Origin of the sequence: Psychromonas algarum (assembly GCF_004376845.1) — a bacterium.
Lineage (GTDB): Bacteria > Pseudomonadota > Gammaproteobacteria > Enterobacterales > Psychromonadaceae > Psychromonas.
On sequence record NZ_SNUW01000003.1, the window covers coordinates 269,932 to 288,137 of the forward strand.

An 18,206-nucleotide genomic window follows, 5' to 3' on the forward strand; every position below is an offset into this window, starting at 1 on the left:
TAGGGTTTTATATTAGGAATTATTTGCAAAGTGGTTGAAAGGCAACATCCTTTTCTCTATTCAAATTATCAACAATACAGACAATTTGATCTTTTCCTATTACACGAGCGTATTTAATTAATTCATTACGTCCCGCATCAAAATATAAAGCTCGTTTTATTTGCTCTACTCCAATTTGAGCAGATATATTTTGAGAGCTTCCCCAATGTTTCAAAAAAAGTTTAGATAGTTCTAAATTTACCTCCTGCATATAAGGTCCATGCACAATTGCTTTATCAATATAAAGGTAAAAATCATCATCTAATATCCCTAATTGAGACTTTATATTTGCCATATAAGCCCATGTTAATGGCCAATGAGGCCTTAATTTTGTCGACTTTTTATAAAGCTGAAGTGCTTTTTTCAAACTACTATGGGATACACTTAGGTTGTCAAAATATTTAAAAGCTTGCCATTCATAAACTTTTGCAGCCATATTTAAATAATGAGGATGATGGCCGTGTAGGTTTAGCATTGTTTCACTAGCTAATAATGCGCTGTTCAACTCTTCTCGACTCAATTGATTTGAATGCTCCCAACGGGTTAGATAAGTCTCAACCTTTAAATAATTTAAGTTCGCTAAGCTATATTTAGCAACTAAAATTCCCACAGCTATGGTTAGGGCAAGTAATGCTATTTTAAAAGCTGCAATTTTCACAAGATTTCTTTAAATGATTTAATAAAAGCGTTGGATATGAAAATAGAATTTGGATTATCAATGCATAGTTTATTCGCTTTATTAATATCAAACTTTTCCGTAATAGCTTTATATGCTTCTAACATTCTATTTGGCCTACGCTTTAAATTATGCATATCAGAGGCAACAACATGAACTAAACCTAGATTGATATAATGCCATCCTAGTTTTTGAGATTTCTCTCCAAAGCCTCCAAGTAATGAGGCTGCTGTGATCTGTAATAAGCATCCTTGTTTAATAAAGTCATCAATAAGATTAGGATGTTCCCATAAGTCACGATTCCGTTCAGGGTGAGCAATAATAGGGCAAATATTATGTTCGAATAACCAAGCAACCAGTTTCTCACTACCTGGTGGGATATGACTATCTGGAAACTCAAGCAATAATAAATTTTGCCCCTTGTGTTTCCCAAGAAATGGTAATTGCTTATTTTTAGCCAACAAGATGATTTCAGGACAAATCCGCACTTCTGCAGCAAAGGCTAATTCAACCGTAATATTAAGTTCAATTATCTTATTAAATAAATGGTGGAATACGTCCTCTATACCGGCCAAATCATTATCAAAGCTACCAATATTAAGATGAGGAGTCGCTATTATTTTATTAACACCACTATCAACAGATTGAGAAATTAAAGCAATAGAGTCATCAATGCTCCTCGCACCATCATCAATTCCCGCTAAAATATGACTATGTAAATCAATCATTAGCGACTATTTTTGTGATTATAATCATAAGAGTCATAATAACCGGCATAATCCATATTCTTTTTAAGTTTTTTGATATTAACTCGATTAAGAACGACCCCGTCAATTCTTACTTCTACCTCGACTAAACGGGAGATTCCGGCTTTAGCTGTTGCTTCTTTAGTTGATTCAGAACGAACAACATAAATAACCGAGTCTGCACTTTTAGAAAGCACTAATGCATCACTTACAGCTAACGATGGAGGCGAGTCAATAATAATATGATCGTATTCCTCCTTCAGTTTCATTAATAAAGTTGCAAATTTTTGAGAAGATAATAGTTCAAGTGGATTCGGAGGAATGAAGCCCGCAGATAAAATATCTAAACCAGACATCTCATCATGAATAATAGAATCATTTAACGTTTCAGCACCTGAAATAACATTAGAGAGCCCACTCTGATAAGGATCTAATGAAAAAACACGTGTAAAACTTGGTCGACGCATATCAGCTTCAATTAATAGTGTTTTTTCCATTTGCGCCATGGCAAAAGCAATATTAATCGCGGTCGTTGTTTTCCCCTCTGCAGGGACAGATGAGGTAACAACAACAACTTTATGATCATCATCAAGATGTGATAAAACAAACCCGGTTCTTAATGTTCTTATTGCTTCAGAGAAAGTCCTATATGCATCATCAAAGAAAGCATATAAAGGAAGACCTTTTTTACGTTTTAAATGTAGTAGTGGAACTAAACCTAATAGGCGGATTCCAAGTTTAGATTCGACTTCAGCAGCACTTCTGAAACTATCATTCAAAGCATTTAAAATAAACGTTAATATAATTGCGAAAATAAATGAAACAGCAAAAGCAATTAACACTAACAAAGTCTTTTTAGGTTTAACTGGTGAAATAGGTACTTCAGCAGGGTCAACAACTTGTGCTTTTTGTGTTTCTAAATCTGTTGTAATGTTCATCTCTTTAAAACGCTCTAAAAAGGCATCGTATAAATTGCGATTTGATTCAACTTCATGACTTAATTTTAAATAATTTTGTTCCTTATTAGTAATGACTTGGAATTTAGATTTTTCTTTATTTAAATTTCTTTGAAAGCGGCGTTCATTGTCCTTAGCTGCAGACAAGTCTTTACCGATACCAGTCACTAACTTATCAACTTGTTGCTGTAAATTCTTTTGTACTGCCGCTAATTCAGCTTTAGCTGCAATTAATTTAGGGTGCTTTTTACCATAACGAAAACTAAGTTCTGAGTAACGTTTTTCAGCTTCAATTTCTACACGTTTAATGGCTCTTACTGATTCATGATTACTGATTTCAGGTAAACTTAGGAGAGACTCAATATCATTATCTTCCACACGACTAACAAATAGCGCAATTGTTTCTGCTTCAAAACGTTTTTGTTTAGCATCAAGATAACTTTGCGTTAAACTCTCTAATTCATTACTTGCAATACTACGCACACCTTTGGATTCAATATCAATTAAATTTTCTTTAACTCTATATTTTTGTAACAGATCAATTGAATTTTCTAAATTTAAGCGTAATTCCTCTAAACGATCTTGAAGCCAACTTGCCGCTTTTTTAGTGCTGTTTAATTGTGATGCCATCCCTTGAGTAATAAATGTATCAGCAATTTCATTTGCTACCATTGCAGCTAACTTAGGATCATGAGCTTCAAAAGAAATATTAACGAGCTGTGTCTTACGTATTGGCTCAATTTCAATGCGTGATTGGATAGTATTAATTAATGCAACTTTATCTCGACGTCCATCAAATTCATCTATTATTTCATTATTTTTTTCAGCAATAGGTAAGAAACTTTTAATATAAGATTTAACATCGCTAAATAAGCTTGGTTCATCAGAAGGCAAAAATTCAGGTTGATAAGCTAGGCCTAATTTATCAATAACTTGTTCAGTAATAATCCGAGATTTTAGAATTTCATATTGAGTTAAAAAATACTCTTTACGTGAAGTATCTAAAGAATAAACAGTATCAATTGAAACTGTTTTATTTTGATCAGACTCTAGTAATAACGAAGTTGTTGCTCTATAAACAGGTTGCATTCCAGCAACAAAAACAGCCGTTAATAAAGTAGTAAAAACTGCAAACCCCAAAATTTTCCATTTAGATTTGATCAACAGTTTCCAATAAATTTTTAAATCTATAATCTGTTCTTGTGGAGGGTTCGATATTGATTTTTTAAATTCCATATAAGATATCCGCGATTAGAAAAAGCTTTGTTCAATGGTTATCGTATCACCGGCAGAAATAACAGAAGTTAACTCTACATTTTCGTTAACAACTTTATTTTTTATCGTTTTTTTGATGTATATTTTTGCTTTTGATTCACGTCCAGTAAACCCTCCTGCCAATGCAACAGCTTGATCTATCCGCATCCCTGGTTGATAAGGATAAGCTCCGGGTTTTTTTACCTCACCATGAATGTAAAATGGTCGATATTGAATAACATCAACTTGAACAGAAGGATTAAGTAAATAGTCACCTAATAGTCCATTATATATAAGCTTTTGGACTTGCGATGTTGTTTTTCCTGTAACAGAGACAGCACCAATTAAAGGGAAGTTGATAAAACCATCATCATTAATCACAAGTTCAACCATTAGATCTGGTTCATCATAAACAACAATTTTAATTTCATCTCCTGTATCCAATTTATAATTATTAACAACCTCCCCTTGTATATAAGGACAGCTAAATAATACAATCAACAACAATAATTTATTCATCATAGTGCAACCGTTATCCCTAAATTAACTGCGTTTTGATCATAACGAATATTCGCTACATTAGAGCCTTTTTTAGTAAACTCATAACCTGTACGCATTTTAAACCAACGAGTAAATTCATAAGATAGGTATAAAGAAGTATTAAGTGTTTTATCTTCTCGGTCTGCCCCTATGTAATCTTCATTGCTATAAAGTAGAGTAATATCTGAATCTATTTTTTCAGTCCAATTATGTAACCAACCAACAGAGCCGCTTGCAGCCAAAATATAATCACCAACCGTATCTGAATCTTCTGCAGCGCGATTAACATGCATTTCTATACTTGAATACATGACAGGTTGCCATGTAACACCGAGATCAATAATATTACCTGCAAAATTTTCTCGGCTACTATCATCAAATTCTTTATATTGATAACCAAGTTTTAATTTACCAATTGTTTTTCCTAACCCTTCCCAACGAGCCCCAAAAGTAAAACGGTTATCTCTATTATTTTTATTTTTTTGATGTTGATAAACACCATTTGCCGTACTCAAATCAACTGTAAAATAAGTAACAGCTCCAATTTGATAATCACCATCAAGCATAAACGTCCACTTTGATAGATCATCAATTTCCGTATCATCAGTAAAATTTTGATATTCCTTCACATAATACTGTATACCGCCCCCCACATTAAGAATCGCACTTTGTAATCCATACTGATAATAAACATTAGTAAATAATGTATTGTATTTTATTGGGGCATCATATCGATATTGGTTTGATTCTGTTAAGTTCGAACCTCTAGCTTCATGAAGGTTATTAAAGTGAATATTAATGTCTGTTCTATGCCTGTCAGTAAATTCTGTATGTCCATATAATGCTAATTTTTGATCTAAGTAATTATCATCACTACTATTTTCATAAGTGCCAGAAATTAACTCATACTCTCCACCATATCGATTTATACCATCATCAATACCAAAAGCGATCAAGGGTTTGACAATGTAAATAGCAGAAGAAACTGTATCAAACTCACTTGTATAAATATTGTCATTAAAATATGTAGAGGCATCAAGTTGAGGAACTATAATAAAACTATTCGTGAGTTTTACTGGTGCAGGCTCAAATATACGAGCCTCAACACCAATGACAATAAAGATAGTTAAGAGAGTAATTAATAATGACTTCATCAGCAGTTCCCATATAAATACTATATCTAATTAAAGTGAACAATAACCATTTTTCTAATATGCATTTTTATGTATAAAACCTTTAAATAAAGTTAAAAACACAATTTTAAGATCAAATAAAATGGACCAATTTCTAATATATTGCAGATCAAACTCAATACGCCCTTTCATTTTATCCAGTGTATCTGTTTCACCTCGCCAACCATTAATTTGTGCCCACCCAGTAATGCCTGGTTTTACTTTATGGCGTAACATGTAAAAAGTGACTAAATTGCGATATTCTTCATTATGAGCAACAGCATGAGGTCGAGGTCCAACAATTGACATTTGACCTTGTAATACATTAATAAATTGTGGCAACTCATCTAATGATGTTCTTCGTAAGAAAGCCCCTAATTTAGTTACTCGACTATCCCCTTTTGTAGCCTGCTTAATAACATCTCCATTATCAACCGCCGTCATGGAACGAAACTTCCAAACATTAATTGGTTTTCCAGATAAACCATAACGCGTTTGTTTAAAGAAAACGGAGCCAGGAGAGTCTAGTTTGATAAGAATGGCGATAATTAACATAGGTAAGGTAATAATAGATAAGATCAAGCTTGCTCCAATAATATCTTCAATACGCTTTGAAAAATAAGAAAGCCCATTCATAGGAGACTCATAAACACTAATAGTTTGTGTACCACCAACTTGTGATAAATGAGCATTCATTAAATTAAAGGTAAAGAAGTCAGGCACAATATGAACATCAACAGTTGTATTACCTAGCCCTTGCAAAATTAATTCAATACGCTTTTGAGCCGCTAATGGCAAAGCAATATAAACGATATCAAAATTTCCAGCCTTCGCTAAATCTATTCCTTTTTTAATATCACCTTCTAATTGTGTGATAAATTCAGAGGATACACGCCCATCATTTCGATCATCAAAGAAACCATTTAACGTAAAGCCTATTTCAGGATGTTGATAAAATTCATTTGCTAAGCGTACACCTGACGGAGTTAACCCAATAATGGCAATTTTTTGTGTATTGAAACCTTGGCATCGACGTTTAAATAAAATTAATCGAAAAACAATACGCCAACCAATGAGAGCAATAGTTGAGCTAACAAACCAAAAACCAATAACTACACGAGAAAGCTCTAGGCTAAATTTACTAAAAAATAAAAAGATAGAAATAATAAAAACAGCAGATAACCAAGAAAATAAAGTATATGTAAATAGTTGTGCAGGAAAACCAGTTCGCCATGAACGATATAAATTCATAGTTTCAGCTGAAAGACTAAAAGAAATAACGGCAATTAAACCGACTAAAAAATAAAGGATTGTAAATGTTTCATTGTATAGGTAAATCACAGACAGAAGCATTGATAATATAAAAAATATATCTGCAATTCGAAGTATTATAGAGTAAGGACAACTATTATTTTTTACATAAAAATCTTCCATATAAAAATCCTTTCTTATATTTAATAAAAATAACATCAATTAAATAGATGTATTTAAGCATAACAACAAGTAAAAGAATCAACAATCAATTTATAAAATAAAAGTAACAAAAAAAACAAATAAAGATCAACCCTCTCTAAATGCACGAAATAGATCTAAAGATAATGGTTCTAATAAATAATCAAGAGGAGTACGAGATTTGAGCTTTATAAAAATTTCTGCAGGCATTCCTGGGTGTAATTCAACATCATTTAATTTTTCTAAATCTCTTTTATTGAGACTAACTTTAATGATGAAACCATCTGTTGCACTATTACTATTATCATCAAGTCTATCTGCGGCAACATGAATAACTTCTCCTGCAATAGGAGGTGTTGACCGAAAGCTATAAGCAGATAATCTAACCATTACAACTTGACCAAGTTTGACCACATCAATATCTTCAGGTTTTAATTTTGCAACAACAATCAATCGCTCATCGAGCGGAACGACTTGAAGTAAGGTTTCACCAGGACTAACAACATCACCTTTATTAAAAACAGATAACCCCACGATTTGCCCTTTATGGGGGCTTTTAATAATAACTCGGGACAATATATCTTCAGCTTTAACTAATTGTTCTAAGGTGTCATCTTTAACCTTAGTAATATCTTGCAACTCACTTTCTACTTCACTGATAAATCGAAATTTAGTAGCAGTTTGTTGCTGCCTTGCTTCTAAACTAATCATTTCATTGTTTTGCAACTGTCCATTTAGCTCAATCAAACTTCCTGAATATTTTGCTTTTGTTCGTTTAAGTTCATAACTTTTAAGGTGTGATGAATAACCTTGGTCTAATAATTTATCATGCATATTAACTTCTTTATTAAGAAGCCACATTGCAATCTTTTCTTGTTCAATTTTTTTAACTAACACTTTTTTATCACTTTCAAGCCCTAGCAATTTAGTATCAAAACTCAAAAGTTCACTATGTTTCATACTCATTCTTGCATTAAAAAGTAATTGTTGAGTTTCTAACACTGAACCTAATGAAGGGTATTCCCCAACAGCTTCTAATAAAATAGGGTCAAAAATTAATTTTTCAGCTAATTTTCTTTCATGATGTAAGCGTTGCTGTTGTGCCAATAAGCTATAATATTTTAATTTTAATTGCACAAAATGAGTTCTAGCTGTTACTGCCGATAAACGAATTAGTGGTTGATTTACTTCAACTGCATCACCGTCATTAATGAGAACAGCTTCAACTATTCCGCCTTCTAAATGCTCTACAGCCTTACGTTGCCCTTCTACACTAATAATCCCTGGTGCAATTGCGGCAGAATCTAGCTGGCTTAATGCCATCCATGAACCTAATCCACCAGCAAATATAAATAAACAAAAGACACCTACTTTTACATAGTCTTTACCATCAAATATATGAGATGAATTTTTTGTATTACTTATCATTAGCTTGTACCTGATTTTTTATTCAAACGCAGTAATACATCATCTCTTTTTCCTGCATCTGTAATTGAGCCTTTATGCATTACAACAAGCCAATTAACTGCTTTCAAAATACGTGGACGGTGGCTGATAATAATAATTGAGACACCATTATTTTTTAAATGCTCTACAAGTTTTAATAATCTATTTTCTGCATTCATATCTAAATTTGAATCAGGTTCATCGAGTAATAATAACTTTGGGGAGTGATAAAGAGCGCGTGCTAAAGCAATCATTTGCATTTCTCCTCCTGATAATTGAACTCCAGAAGGACCAACAATTGTTTTATAAGCATTTGGTAACTGGCTAATAAATTCATGAATACCAGCTAATTTTGAAGCTGAAAAAACTTGCTCTTCAACATTTTCACTTGTATCAAATCGACTTATATTATCGAAGATAGTTGCTTCAAATAAATCTATTTTTTGTGGAAGATATCCAATTAAAGAGTTACGCTGAGATGGTAAAAGTTCATTAATATTAATACCATTAATACGTATATTTCCCTGTTGCAATTCACAATGCCCAGCTAAAAGATTCAATAATGTGGATTTACCTGAACCACTACTTCCAATAATAGCCAAAACATTATTAGGCTTAAGCTCAAATTGAATATTACTCAAAATATTACGTTGAAATTTATCTCTTAAACTCAACTTACTGACAGATAGATGTACATCATCTATTGGCATTTCTATACGATTTTCTACATCAGTATGACTTAAAATACCTTTAATACGCTTAACTGCCTCTTGGCTTTGGCGCCAAGGACGCCACATATTAATCCCCTGATCAATTGGAGCTAAAACTCTCCCAAGTAAAATAGAAGAAGCAAGCATCACACCGGGAACAGTTTCATTATTGATAACTAACCAAGCACCGAGTCCTATGACTCCAATCTGTAAAGACATACGCGCATATTTAATAATACTTTGTAATAAATGTAGCTGAAAGTTTGATTTATATTGAACAACAAGTGTTTCAATATGCTTTTGATGCCAATAATCAGAAAGAGGAACACTCGTATCAAATAATGTAATACTTCGTCCATGCTCTATCAGTTTTTGTAAGCTACTATCATTTTCAAAGTTATTTTTTACAAATTTATCTTGATTTTTTTTCGTTAATTTTAAATTAATAATTGTCAATATAACTAATATTATTGTCGCAGTTAATGCAAACCAACCTAGCGTGCTATGAAGTGAAAAAATAACCAAAATAAAAATAGGTGTCCAAGGTAAATCACAAAATAAAGAAAATACAGGTGAGGAATATGATGTACGAGTTTGTGCAAGATCTTGTAATATCTGACGTGCATGTTGAGGTGATGAACCCGCAGATTTTAATGCGGCTCTCACAACGTCTTTAGAACAAAGTTCATCAAATTGAGCACTACTTGTATGCAATAACCTAGTTCTAATAAATTCCAGAATTGCTTGAAACAATAATAACGCAAATGCAATAAGCGCAAGAAGAAATAAAGTTTCAACACTTCGAGAAGAAAGAACACGATCAAAAACTTGCAGGCTATAAATAGGTATAACTAGCATGCATAAATTTATAAAAATTGAAAAGAAAGCAACATAAAAAAGTTGTGTCTTACGTGCCGATAAGAAAAGATTCCATTCAGACATAGTATTCCTTATTTATCTAAGCAAACTCAGTATTATGGTTTTATTCCAAATACGTATTTTGCTCAAAAAAAAAATAGTACAAGCTTGTGATACTTGTACTATTTAGTAAAACTATGCTGTTAGTAGATCAACATCAGACCAAATGACTTCACCTGTATTAGCTTGGTAACCATTTAATGCCTCTATATGTGATATACCATAGCCTTGTCCATCAATAAGCTCGAATATATCGGCCTTATCTGTGCCAGCAGTCATCGTTAAGTAATCATCAAATGATGAGGCAACAGCAGTAAACGTAACCTCAGCACCAAACATTACAGAATCGCCTGCATCACCTCCAAGCATTACAATTAAACCATCTTGTAAAGATGCTGTAATATCGTCTTCACTATGATTATTTATATTAGAAATAATAGCTTCAAAACCAACTGCTTTAACAACATTTGCAGAGCCTGATATAACCAAAGAGTCGAATCCTTCACCACCTGAAATAACTTTATCATTAGAATCAAAGAAAACTTGATCATTGCCTGCCCCAGCAAATATATAATCAGCCCCGCCTTCTCCCTGTATTGTATCGTTTCCATTACCGCCATAAATAAAATCTTTGCCGTGACCACCATTAATCATATCGTTTCCATCTCCGCCATATATTTTATCATTACCATGGCCACCATGGATGTAATCATTACCACCATGAGAATAAATAGTGTCTGCTCCATTCCCACCGTATAAAGCATCACTACTTTCTGATCCAACTACAGTATCATTACCATCACCAGCATCAATGTAACGTTCAGTGTCTATACCTGCATTAAGGCCTAAAATAGAAATAAAATCATTTCCAGTTCCTGCATCAATATTTACAGATGTAAACTCTGAACCTTCAGAATTAGTAAAAGTGATTCTATCATCACCAGCACCTGTATCTAAATCAAAATGATTAGACCAATTAGAGCCATTTGACATTACATCAACATTTATCCGATCATTACCTTCACCAGTAATAATATCGCCACGTTTAGCATTATTTATAATTACATTTACATCATTTGTACTACCTTGAAGGTCTACTCCGACATCTACATAATCATTCAGAACCACGCTTTTGTTGGTCGTTTCGACATGAATCTCTTTACTATCTTGGGCATTCCATGAGGGTGATGTTGCAGAAATACGCGTACTTGATACATACATATTACCAAGCGTTGTGTTAAGAGTATCAGATAAAACTTCGTGATCACTGGTTAAGTTTTTACCTGTACCATCTAGATTTGTGCTACCTACTTTAATTGAGTACATACAAATTCCCCTAAAAATTAAATAAATTAATGAGGCAACTCGGCTATCTCCAAATTAGAGATCCGTGGCTTTCTGTCCCATACTCACGCATGGTTTAGCATTACTCGATAAGAAGTACTTAATAAACATAATACTTGTTTACTAAATTTTAAGTATGCTTACAAGCATATCAAAACTATACACCAAAAAAAGAAAAAACATCAACAAAAACGAAAAATAAACTATATTCAGCATGATATATAATTTGGCACATATACTTCTCTTCGCTAAATTACTTGCAGCGGTTTTCTCAATATAACTTTACATCATTTTGTAATAGTTACTTTTCACTTGAAATTTTTAAAATGTTCTAGCGTGTCAATTGATTATTTAGGGGCTTTGAATATTCTGGTCAAGCCCAACGGATAACAGACTTTTAATTAAAACCATAAACGTATTTCAGGAAGAAAGTAGTCAACATGAGTAATATATTAATGTTTATCTTTTGCCAGTTAATAATATTTGAGCTTTCGGAAATAAACGAACAAAAACTTTATAAGTCATTAATGAGATAATAAAAACTAATATTGGGCTAATAATAAAAATTATTACATAACTATATGTCATAGGTACAATATGTAATTGTTTAGCTACAATCCATATAAAACTAATAATCAAAGTATGTGAACAAAATGTAAAGAATATAACTGAGCTATATTTTTCAATATTAAACTTATTAGCTAGAAAACAGGCTACATTCCAAAATATTATTGCTCCAAAAACTCTAGAGATTATGGATATTATAATTTGAATTTCATCAAGTAAATTTTCTGGTTTAATAAATATTAATAGATTAGTTAGAATAAATAATAAAAGCGCACTAGTTATGAATAATGATTTACTTTCAAAGTACTCCTCTCCTCCTTTACAGGCAAAAATAATACCAATAAAAAAGAAAATAATTATTTTATCATTTATAAACAGGTAATTATTTAGATTTAATATAGACAATATTATTAATGAAATAACTGTAATTATAGATGTGACTCCTGATGTTAATTTTAATAATAAGGGCGCAATAATTACACATACAAATATATCTCTTAAGAAATACAATGGGAGAATACCTGGTGTATCGTATACAGAAAACAAGTAATTTATAATATTTTTATCTTCTAATGGTGCTCCCCCTAATATAAAGTCCTTAGAGAGTGATAATAAATTCCATGTAGCTAAGGGTACTAGTAATGTGATTGTTTTATTTAATAACAGCCTAGTATATTTATATTTTAAAATAGAGGAGACAATAAGATAACCGCTAATAATACTAAGTAATGGAACACTGGTTCTCCCAATAAAATTACTTATCAGCACAACTAGGTAATCAATAAAATTATTAACGTTACATATCTCACCGTACAGAGGAGGGAAGTGAACATATATCAAACTTAGGATACAAATTACACGAGCAGTTGAAATTTTCTTAGATAGGGATTTTTTATCACTTAATAACAAATTAATCATGAATTTACGATCCTGTAAATAATTTGTGCAATTAAAGTAATAATATATATTTATGAATCTATATTATTATAATAAATAAAACTTCTTAGATGGCAGGTTCACCTTATTATATCTTCAACTTCTACTTTGTTGATATCAACTAGTAGACGTAATAGCCTATTGGGTTTTTCATTCAAGCTGCGTTGCCATAATATAAGGATCTACAAAATCCCCCACACTTTGAATGTATCGTAGCAAAGCAATATAGCACATAGTCAGCTAACCGCTTTTCCTATTATTCAAGTTATCCCCTTATGCTTTGAATCTAAGCATTAATTTAAGACACTTGTAATTTACAATATTGAGAAAGCTTATCTAAGGCCATATAGGATTTATCATTAAAGATTTTTTCATCACTCATTTGCCCCCCCTGTTTTACTAATTTTAACAACTGCTCTGCTGCATGATTTATAAAATAAGGATCACTAAAACTCAATGCCTTACCTAATTGAGTACTTCGTTTACCTAACCCCACGTTACCTGTTTTATTTGCCCATAAATCCTGAATAGAAGAACTAGGGCTTTGATTAAATTGTAAGTCTATATTTAACGACTCTGACCAGTCATACCATTTATTATGATGTGTAGACACAATAGGCTTTAATGCGATCCATGGAGTACGTAAGGTGTCAGCTAAAATAGCACCATGCATTGCCTCTGTTATAACTAACTCGCTCTGCTGTATTTCTTGTAGGTTTCTTAATACATCAGGGTTTGTTGGATCAATATAATTAATTCCACCTTTCTTACACACTTCTTTCCAATTCCCCCTGGGAATACTTTGAAAATGAGACATAAAACTAACTTTGAATTTTTTTTCTTGATTGGCTAGCCCCATAAAACGAGTTAAAATTGCAGCATCAGTAATAACAATATTAGGAGAGAGATTTAATGTTTTAGCTGTTCTAGGGCCTCTAACGAAGGCAACATCCCAAGTCCCATCATGCATATCTGGCTTCCCTGTATAGCCCCCATATCCAGAGCCCATTACGATTTTTTTAGATTCTTTTGGAAAATCATTCCATAAAATAGACCCTATCCCTAAAAAAAGGGTAGATTTATCTTGGTCAAAAAAATCTGGTTCAATTAAAGCATCCCACATGACTTTATTTAATTCATCTCCAAAATTGGGAATTTTATCTTTAAAATATGTTAATTTCATATTACCGAGCTCCTTTATTAACTATTTGATCTTGATAATTTTATTAAAAATGGATTGCTTGGAAAAATCTTCATACCTATATTAATTAATTTATTGAAATCTATTAATATTAATAAAACTAAATACAGCACAAAAAATACAACTCCGGAGAAAACTAAACCTATAAATACATTATTAAAACTTAATAAATGAGTTTCTATAAAAGTAAAAAGAATACCTGTAGTAATACAACAACAGACAGGCCTCAAAAAGCTACTAACGTAATATTGTAAGCTTAATGACAATATTTGACAGGATTTCCACATTGAGATTAATGTATATAAAAATTTAGCAAAAATAAGTGAAATAAGTAAAGCATTTAAATCATAAAAAGCAGTCATTGCAGTAAGCGGAATAATAATAATTGATAATTTAAGCTGTAGTTGAAACCACCATTTAGCATGCTCATGTAAAATTATAATATTTTTTTGACAAACCCCTAAAAGTATAAAGGCAAACATAATACAAAAGGCTTGAAATATTATACTAGAAGCAAGCCATTTATCCGTGAATAAAAAAATAAATATTTCATCTGATTTAATAAAAAATAAAGTAAGAAATGGATATAAGCAAGCAACCGATAAATAAATAGTACATAAATAAGTAGATTTTAATTCATCCATTTTGTTTTGTTTTTTAGCCAATTCTGGAAAACTTACCTCATTTACAGTTCCTATTAATATATCGCCAATAAGCCTATTTAAGCGTTGTGCGACGTTATAAAACCCAAGCTCTCTCGTTCCTAAACCCAAGCCAACAATAATTGAATCATAATGATCTAATGCTGTTGTTAAACTATCTGTAAAAGTAGTGTAAACAGCAAAAGGGTTCATCTTTTTAACAGTGTTGGTACAAAACGAAAAAAAGACATAACGTCTAGTAGGTATTAAAACAGCAATAAAATTTGAAATGGAAAGTAAAACCTGAGCCCAAATCAAAGCCCAAACACCATAATCGAACATGATCAGTATGATGATGAATGTAGAAGAGATAATTGAGGAAATAATTGTTCGTAATGCGATTAAAGAGTATTTTTGTTGCTGAAGTAAAATAATATTTAATGTGTGAAATAAACCATCAAAAATTAATTTTATTGTCAAAATAGTTAACGCAAGATTAAATACTTCATTCTGAAACCCAAATAAAGATAACTGTGCAAACACCACAAGAATACCAGCCAAAAAAATAGAAACAAAAAAGTTAAGCCAAAAAACACTACTAATTTCTAATTTGTCTGTACATTGATATTTTACAAGTGCGCTTCTCCAACCACTTGGCATAAGGCTTGCTAAAATATATATAATAGATAAAGCAAGTGCAACTAAGCCAAAATCCTCTGGAGATAAAATCCTCACAGTATAAGCAAAAACTAAAAAATTAATTAACGGTGGGAATAATTTGCTAAAAAATAGCCATATAATTCCCTTTTTTGAAGTATTTTTCATCAGTGTCTACTGTTTTGTTAGTGAATTTTAATAGCTTTAATTTTTAACAACATAGATAATTCTAAATATAATTAAAGTACATTCCTATTCCATTTTTTGATAAACTCTAACATAGTCAATTACAAATTTTTGAGGGAATATTTTGTTATCAATCCCTTTCTTCCCTCCCCAACCACCACCAATAGCAAGATTGATTATCAAATACATAGGAGTATCAAACGGCCATGCTTCATAAGCATCACTTTCTTTTAAATAACTAAATTTCAGTGCACCATCAAACCAAAAATCAATACGCTCAGGCTTGACTTCAACTGCGTAGGTATGGAATTTATTTAGTAAATTTCTCACAAGCAAGGAGTGGTTAACTCCATTTTTTAAAGTATGATTTTTATTTTTGGTATGAACGGCAAAATGAATATGTTTTTCATCGAAACCAACATACTCCATAAGATCGATTTCTCCTTTAGCAGGCCAACCTTTCTTATATGGGTCCAAGCCAAGTAACCAAATAGCAGGCCATACTCCTACACCTTGAGGTAACTTAGCTCTAACTTCAATGCGAGGATAACGCCAACTAATTATTCCCTTTGTAGTTAAGCTTGAAGATGTATATTCAGGTTGAGTAAAACTATCAAAAAAAAATGCATACCAAGATGATTCTCTTTTGTGAGCTTCAATAATTAAAAATCCCCCTTCGACTCTTGAGTTTTTTTTATCAGCGGATGTATAAAACTGCTTTTCACTATTACGCAAATAGCCAACTTCATAATTCCACTTTTTTCTATCTGGTGTACTTGATGCAGTAAATTCATCACTCCAAACTAACGCCCACTCTTCAGCCATTAGAAATTCACTTTTAAATGACAACAAAAACAAGAACACAATTAATTGACATTTATGCATAAGACTTCACCCTTCCCCTTGTAAAAATACCATAAAAGAAGCCAAGCCCATGTGAAATGTCACATAAAGAATCTAATATTGAATATTTTGAGCTAATAAGAAATGGTATAAAGGAGAGGAAACCTTTTAATAAATATGCACTTCCTTTGAATAGGCAAATTAAATAGGTTTTATGACGGTTTTTATTACAACTTTCAATTTTAAAGCCAGTAGCCCCCATTCTAAATGTTCGATTTAAAGCCCATTTAAGATTTAATCTTTCTCTAACAATATGTTCTTTAACAACCGCATTTGAGCGCCATTTAATTTTACCTCCAAGCTTAGAAACTCTTAAAAAAAGCTCTTTATCTTCACCACCATGAATAAGTGTTTCATTAAAGCGTAAATTTAAACGTTTTAAAGTATCAATAGAGATCAACACATTATTAGTTGCCGCCCATTGTATATCTGCATTGTGATTAATGACTCGTTCACGGTAAACTTTGGCTAACTTAAAAAACGAGGGAATATCTTCTGGAAATAATGCACATTGAGGTCCTGAAACAACATCAAAGCTATCAATATCGATAGTTAATTCATGAATCCAGTTATTAACAGCAAAAGCATCATCGTCTATAAACGCAAGATGACTATAACCATTGATTTGCGCAAATGATAATGCACAATTACGTGCAAAAGGAATTCCAGGCTTAACTTCTAAACAGTGAAAAATATTAATATTAGAATGTTCTTTATAAGGCTCTATAATTTGCGTAATAGATGATAAAGCTTTTTGATTATTTTCAACAACCAAAATATCCATATCAATAAATGAAGGTATATTTTGCCTAAAAAGACTTTCAATGCATATTTTAAAAGTCTTATTTCTGACCCCTGTTGTCAGTATAGCAACCACTATTTTCAATATCATCTCCAATCTATTAAGTTTATATTTATAAATAAATTAATACCCAAATAACCGTTTACGAATCGGAAACCACAATAGCGCTACAGAACTAGGGCTTAATAAAGCAATTTTTAACGCTGGAAAAAGCTTTTTTTTCTTTAATCTTTCTACTAAATAAAGGAAATTTTTCCCTCGTAATAGATTTTTTGTCCTAAGTTGCTGTGCAGTTTTTTCCTCTTTGGTTAATGTGTGTTTTTTTAAAAATTTTTCATCTGAAGATAATAAACGTTCAAAATGAGAAATAGTCATTATTTCAGATATGGAGCCTGATCTGATCGTATATACATAAGCACAAACATCTACAACAATTGCCTTCGCTCCTTGCGCAAGACAACATGCAAGGAAATAATAATCTTCACCAATTTTAATTTCTGGCCAATACTTAATATTATGATAAAAAATAAAACTACGACGAAAAATGGGTTTTATATACCCTGTCGACTTTTGCTTTGTATAAATCATATTTGACTGAATTAAAAATTGTAATGTAAATACCCCTACAGGTAATTCATTCCTATGAAAGTAAGGTATCAGGGTATGTTCCCCCTCTATTTGTCCATAAAAATTATCTATCAAGACATCTACATTATCTTTACTAGCAGCTAACATTTGACTTAACCTAAAAGGCTGATAGGTATCATCTGAGTCTAAAACAGCAATCCACTCTCCTTGTGCCGCATTAAAACCGATATTTCTAGCGGCTCCAGGGCCTCCATTATATTCAGAACAAATTAATCGAACTCTTAAATCACTATAACTTTTGACTACCACACAAGTATCATCCGTTGAACAATCATCTACTACAATAACCTCCACATTAACTCCTACTTGCTGTAACGCAGAATCGATAGCTTTTTTGATAAAAGATGCTGAATTCCATGCTGCAATAATGATAGAGACATCGATATGATTATGATTATTTTGCATTTGAACC

15 protein-coding genes and 1 riboswitch are annotated in these 18,206 nt (G+C 31.9%); all 15 genes read right to left on the bottom strand.

The features are described 5' to 3' along the window. Positions 1-19: 19 nt before the first annotated feature. A complete protein-coding gene (locus E2R68_RS03370) occupies positions 20-697 on the bottom strand; it encodes a VpsP family polysaccharide biosynthesis protein (protein WP_134276097.1) in 678 nt (225 codons plus the stop codon). Further along, positions 694-1,443 carry a tyrosine-protein phosphatase gene (locus E2R68_RS03375; RefSeq protein ID WP_134276098.1) on the bottom strand — a complete coding sequence of 250 codons (750 nt, stop codon included), beginning with the start codon at positions 1,441-1,443 and terminating at the stop codon, positions 694-696. Before E2R68_RS03375 ends, E2R68_RS03370 begins: the two co-directional genes overlap by 4 nt. Then, positions 1,443-3,653, bottom strand: coding sequence for a GumC family protein (locus E2R68_RS03380; protein WP_134276099.1), 2,211 nt, complete (start codon positions 3,651-3,653; stop codon positions 1,443-1,445). Before E2R68_RS03380 ends, E2R68_RS03375 begins: the two co-directional genes overlap by 1 nt. A 15-nt stretch (positions 3,654-3,668) precedes the next feature. After that, positions 3,669-4,193, bottom strand: coding sequence for a polysaccharide biosynthesis/export family protein (locus tag E2R68_RS03385; protein WP_243834584.1), 525 nt, complete (start codon positions 4,191-4,193; stop codon positions 3,669-3,671). Then, positions 4,190-5,365 (bottom strand): outer membrane beta-barrel protein, encoded by a 1,176-nt coding sequence (locus E2R68_RS03390; RefSeq protein WP_134276100.1) that lies wholly within the window; start codon positions 5,363-5,365, stop codon positions 4,190-4,192. Before E2R68_RS03390 ends, E2R68_RS03385 begins: the two co-directional genes overlap by 4 nt. A 54-nt stretch (positions 5,366-5,419) precedes the next feature. Further along, a complete protein-coding gene (locus tag E2R68_RS03395) occupies positions 5,420-6,817 on the bottom strand; it encodes an undecaprenyl-phosphate glucose phosphotransferase (RefSeq protein WP_134276101.1) in 1,398 nt (465 codons plus the stop codon). A gap of 126 nt (positions 6,818-6,943) precedes the next feature. After that, positions 6,944-8,263: an HlyD family type I secretion periplasmic adaptor subunit gene (locus E2R68_RS03400; protein WP_134276102.1), complete on the bottom strand. Its 1,320-nt coding sequence runs from the start codon at positions 8,261-8,263 to the stop codon at positions 6,944-6,946. Then, the gene (locus E2R68_RS03405; protein ID WP_134276103.1) at positions 8,263-9,933 is read right to left on the bottom strand and encodes a type I secretion system permease/ATPase; all 1,671 of its coding nucleotides are present in this window, start codon (positions 9,931-9,933) and stop codon (positions 8,263-8,265) included. Before E2R68_RS03405 ends, E2R68_RS03400 begins: the two co-directional genes overlap by 1 nt. A gap of 111 nt (positions 9,934-10,044) precedes the next feature. Continuing rightward, positions 10,045-11,235 (bottom strand): calcium-binding protein, encoded by a 1,191-nt coding sequence (locus tag E2R68_RS03410; RefSeq protein WP_134276104.1) that lies wholly within the window; start codon positions 11,233-11,235, stop codon positions 10,045-10,047. Positions 11,236-11,265: 30 nt separating this feature from the next. After that, positions 11,266-11,344, bottom strand: a riboswitch (cyclic di-GMP riboswitch). 368 nt (positions 11,345-11,712) lie between these two features. Further along, positions 11,713-12,738: an acyltransferase family protein gene (locus tag E2R68_RS03415; RefSeq protein ID WP_134276105.1), complete on the bottom strand. Its 1,026-nt coding sequence runs from the start codon at positions 12,736-12,738 to the stop codon at positions 11,713-11,715. Positions 12,739-13,054: 316 nt separating this feature from the next. Further along, positions 13,055-13,939 carry a polysaccharide pyruvyl transferase family protein gene (locus E2R68_RS03420; protein WP_134276106.1) on the bottom strand — a complete coding sequence of 295 codons (885 nt, stop codon included), beginning with the start codon at positions 13,937-13,939 and terminating at the stop codon, positions 13,055-13,057. A gap of 17 nt (positions 13,940-13,956) precedes the next feature. Next, positions 13,957-15,423, bottom strand: coding sequence for an oligosaccharide flippase family protein (locus E2R68_RS03425; RefSeq protein ID WP_134276107.1), 1,467 nt, complete (start codon positions 15,421-15,423; stop codon positions 13,957-13,959). Between the two features lie 84 nt (positions 15,424-15,507). Continuing rightward, positions 15,508-16,266 carry a glycoside hydrolase family 16 protein gene (locus E2R68_RS03430; RefSeq protein WP_166738792.1) on the bottom strand — a complete coding sequence of 253 codons (759 nt, stop codon included), beginning with the start codon at positions 16,264-16,266 and terminating at the stop codon, positions 15,508-15,510. Positions 16,267-16,318: 52 nt separating this feature from the next. Continuing rightward, entirely contained in the window at positions 16,319-17,221 is a 903-nt protein-coding gene (locus E2R68_RS03435) for a glycosyltransferase family 2 protein (protein WP_347876574.1), read from the bottom strand. A gap of 48 nt (positions 17,222-17,269) precedes the next feature. Further along, positions 17,270-18,199 (bottom strand): glycosyltransferase family 2 protein, encoded by a 930-nt coding sequence (locus tag E2R68_RS03440; RefSeq protein ID WP_134276110.1) that lies wholly within the window; start codon positions 18,197-18,199, stop codon positions 17,270-17,272. Positions 18,200-18,206 lie beyond the last annotated feature (7 nt).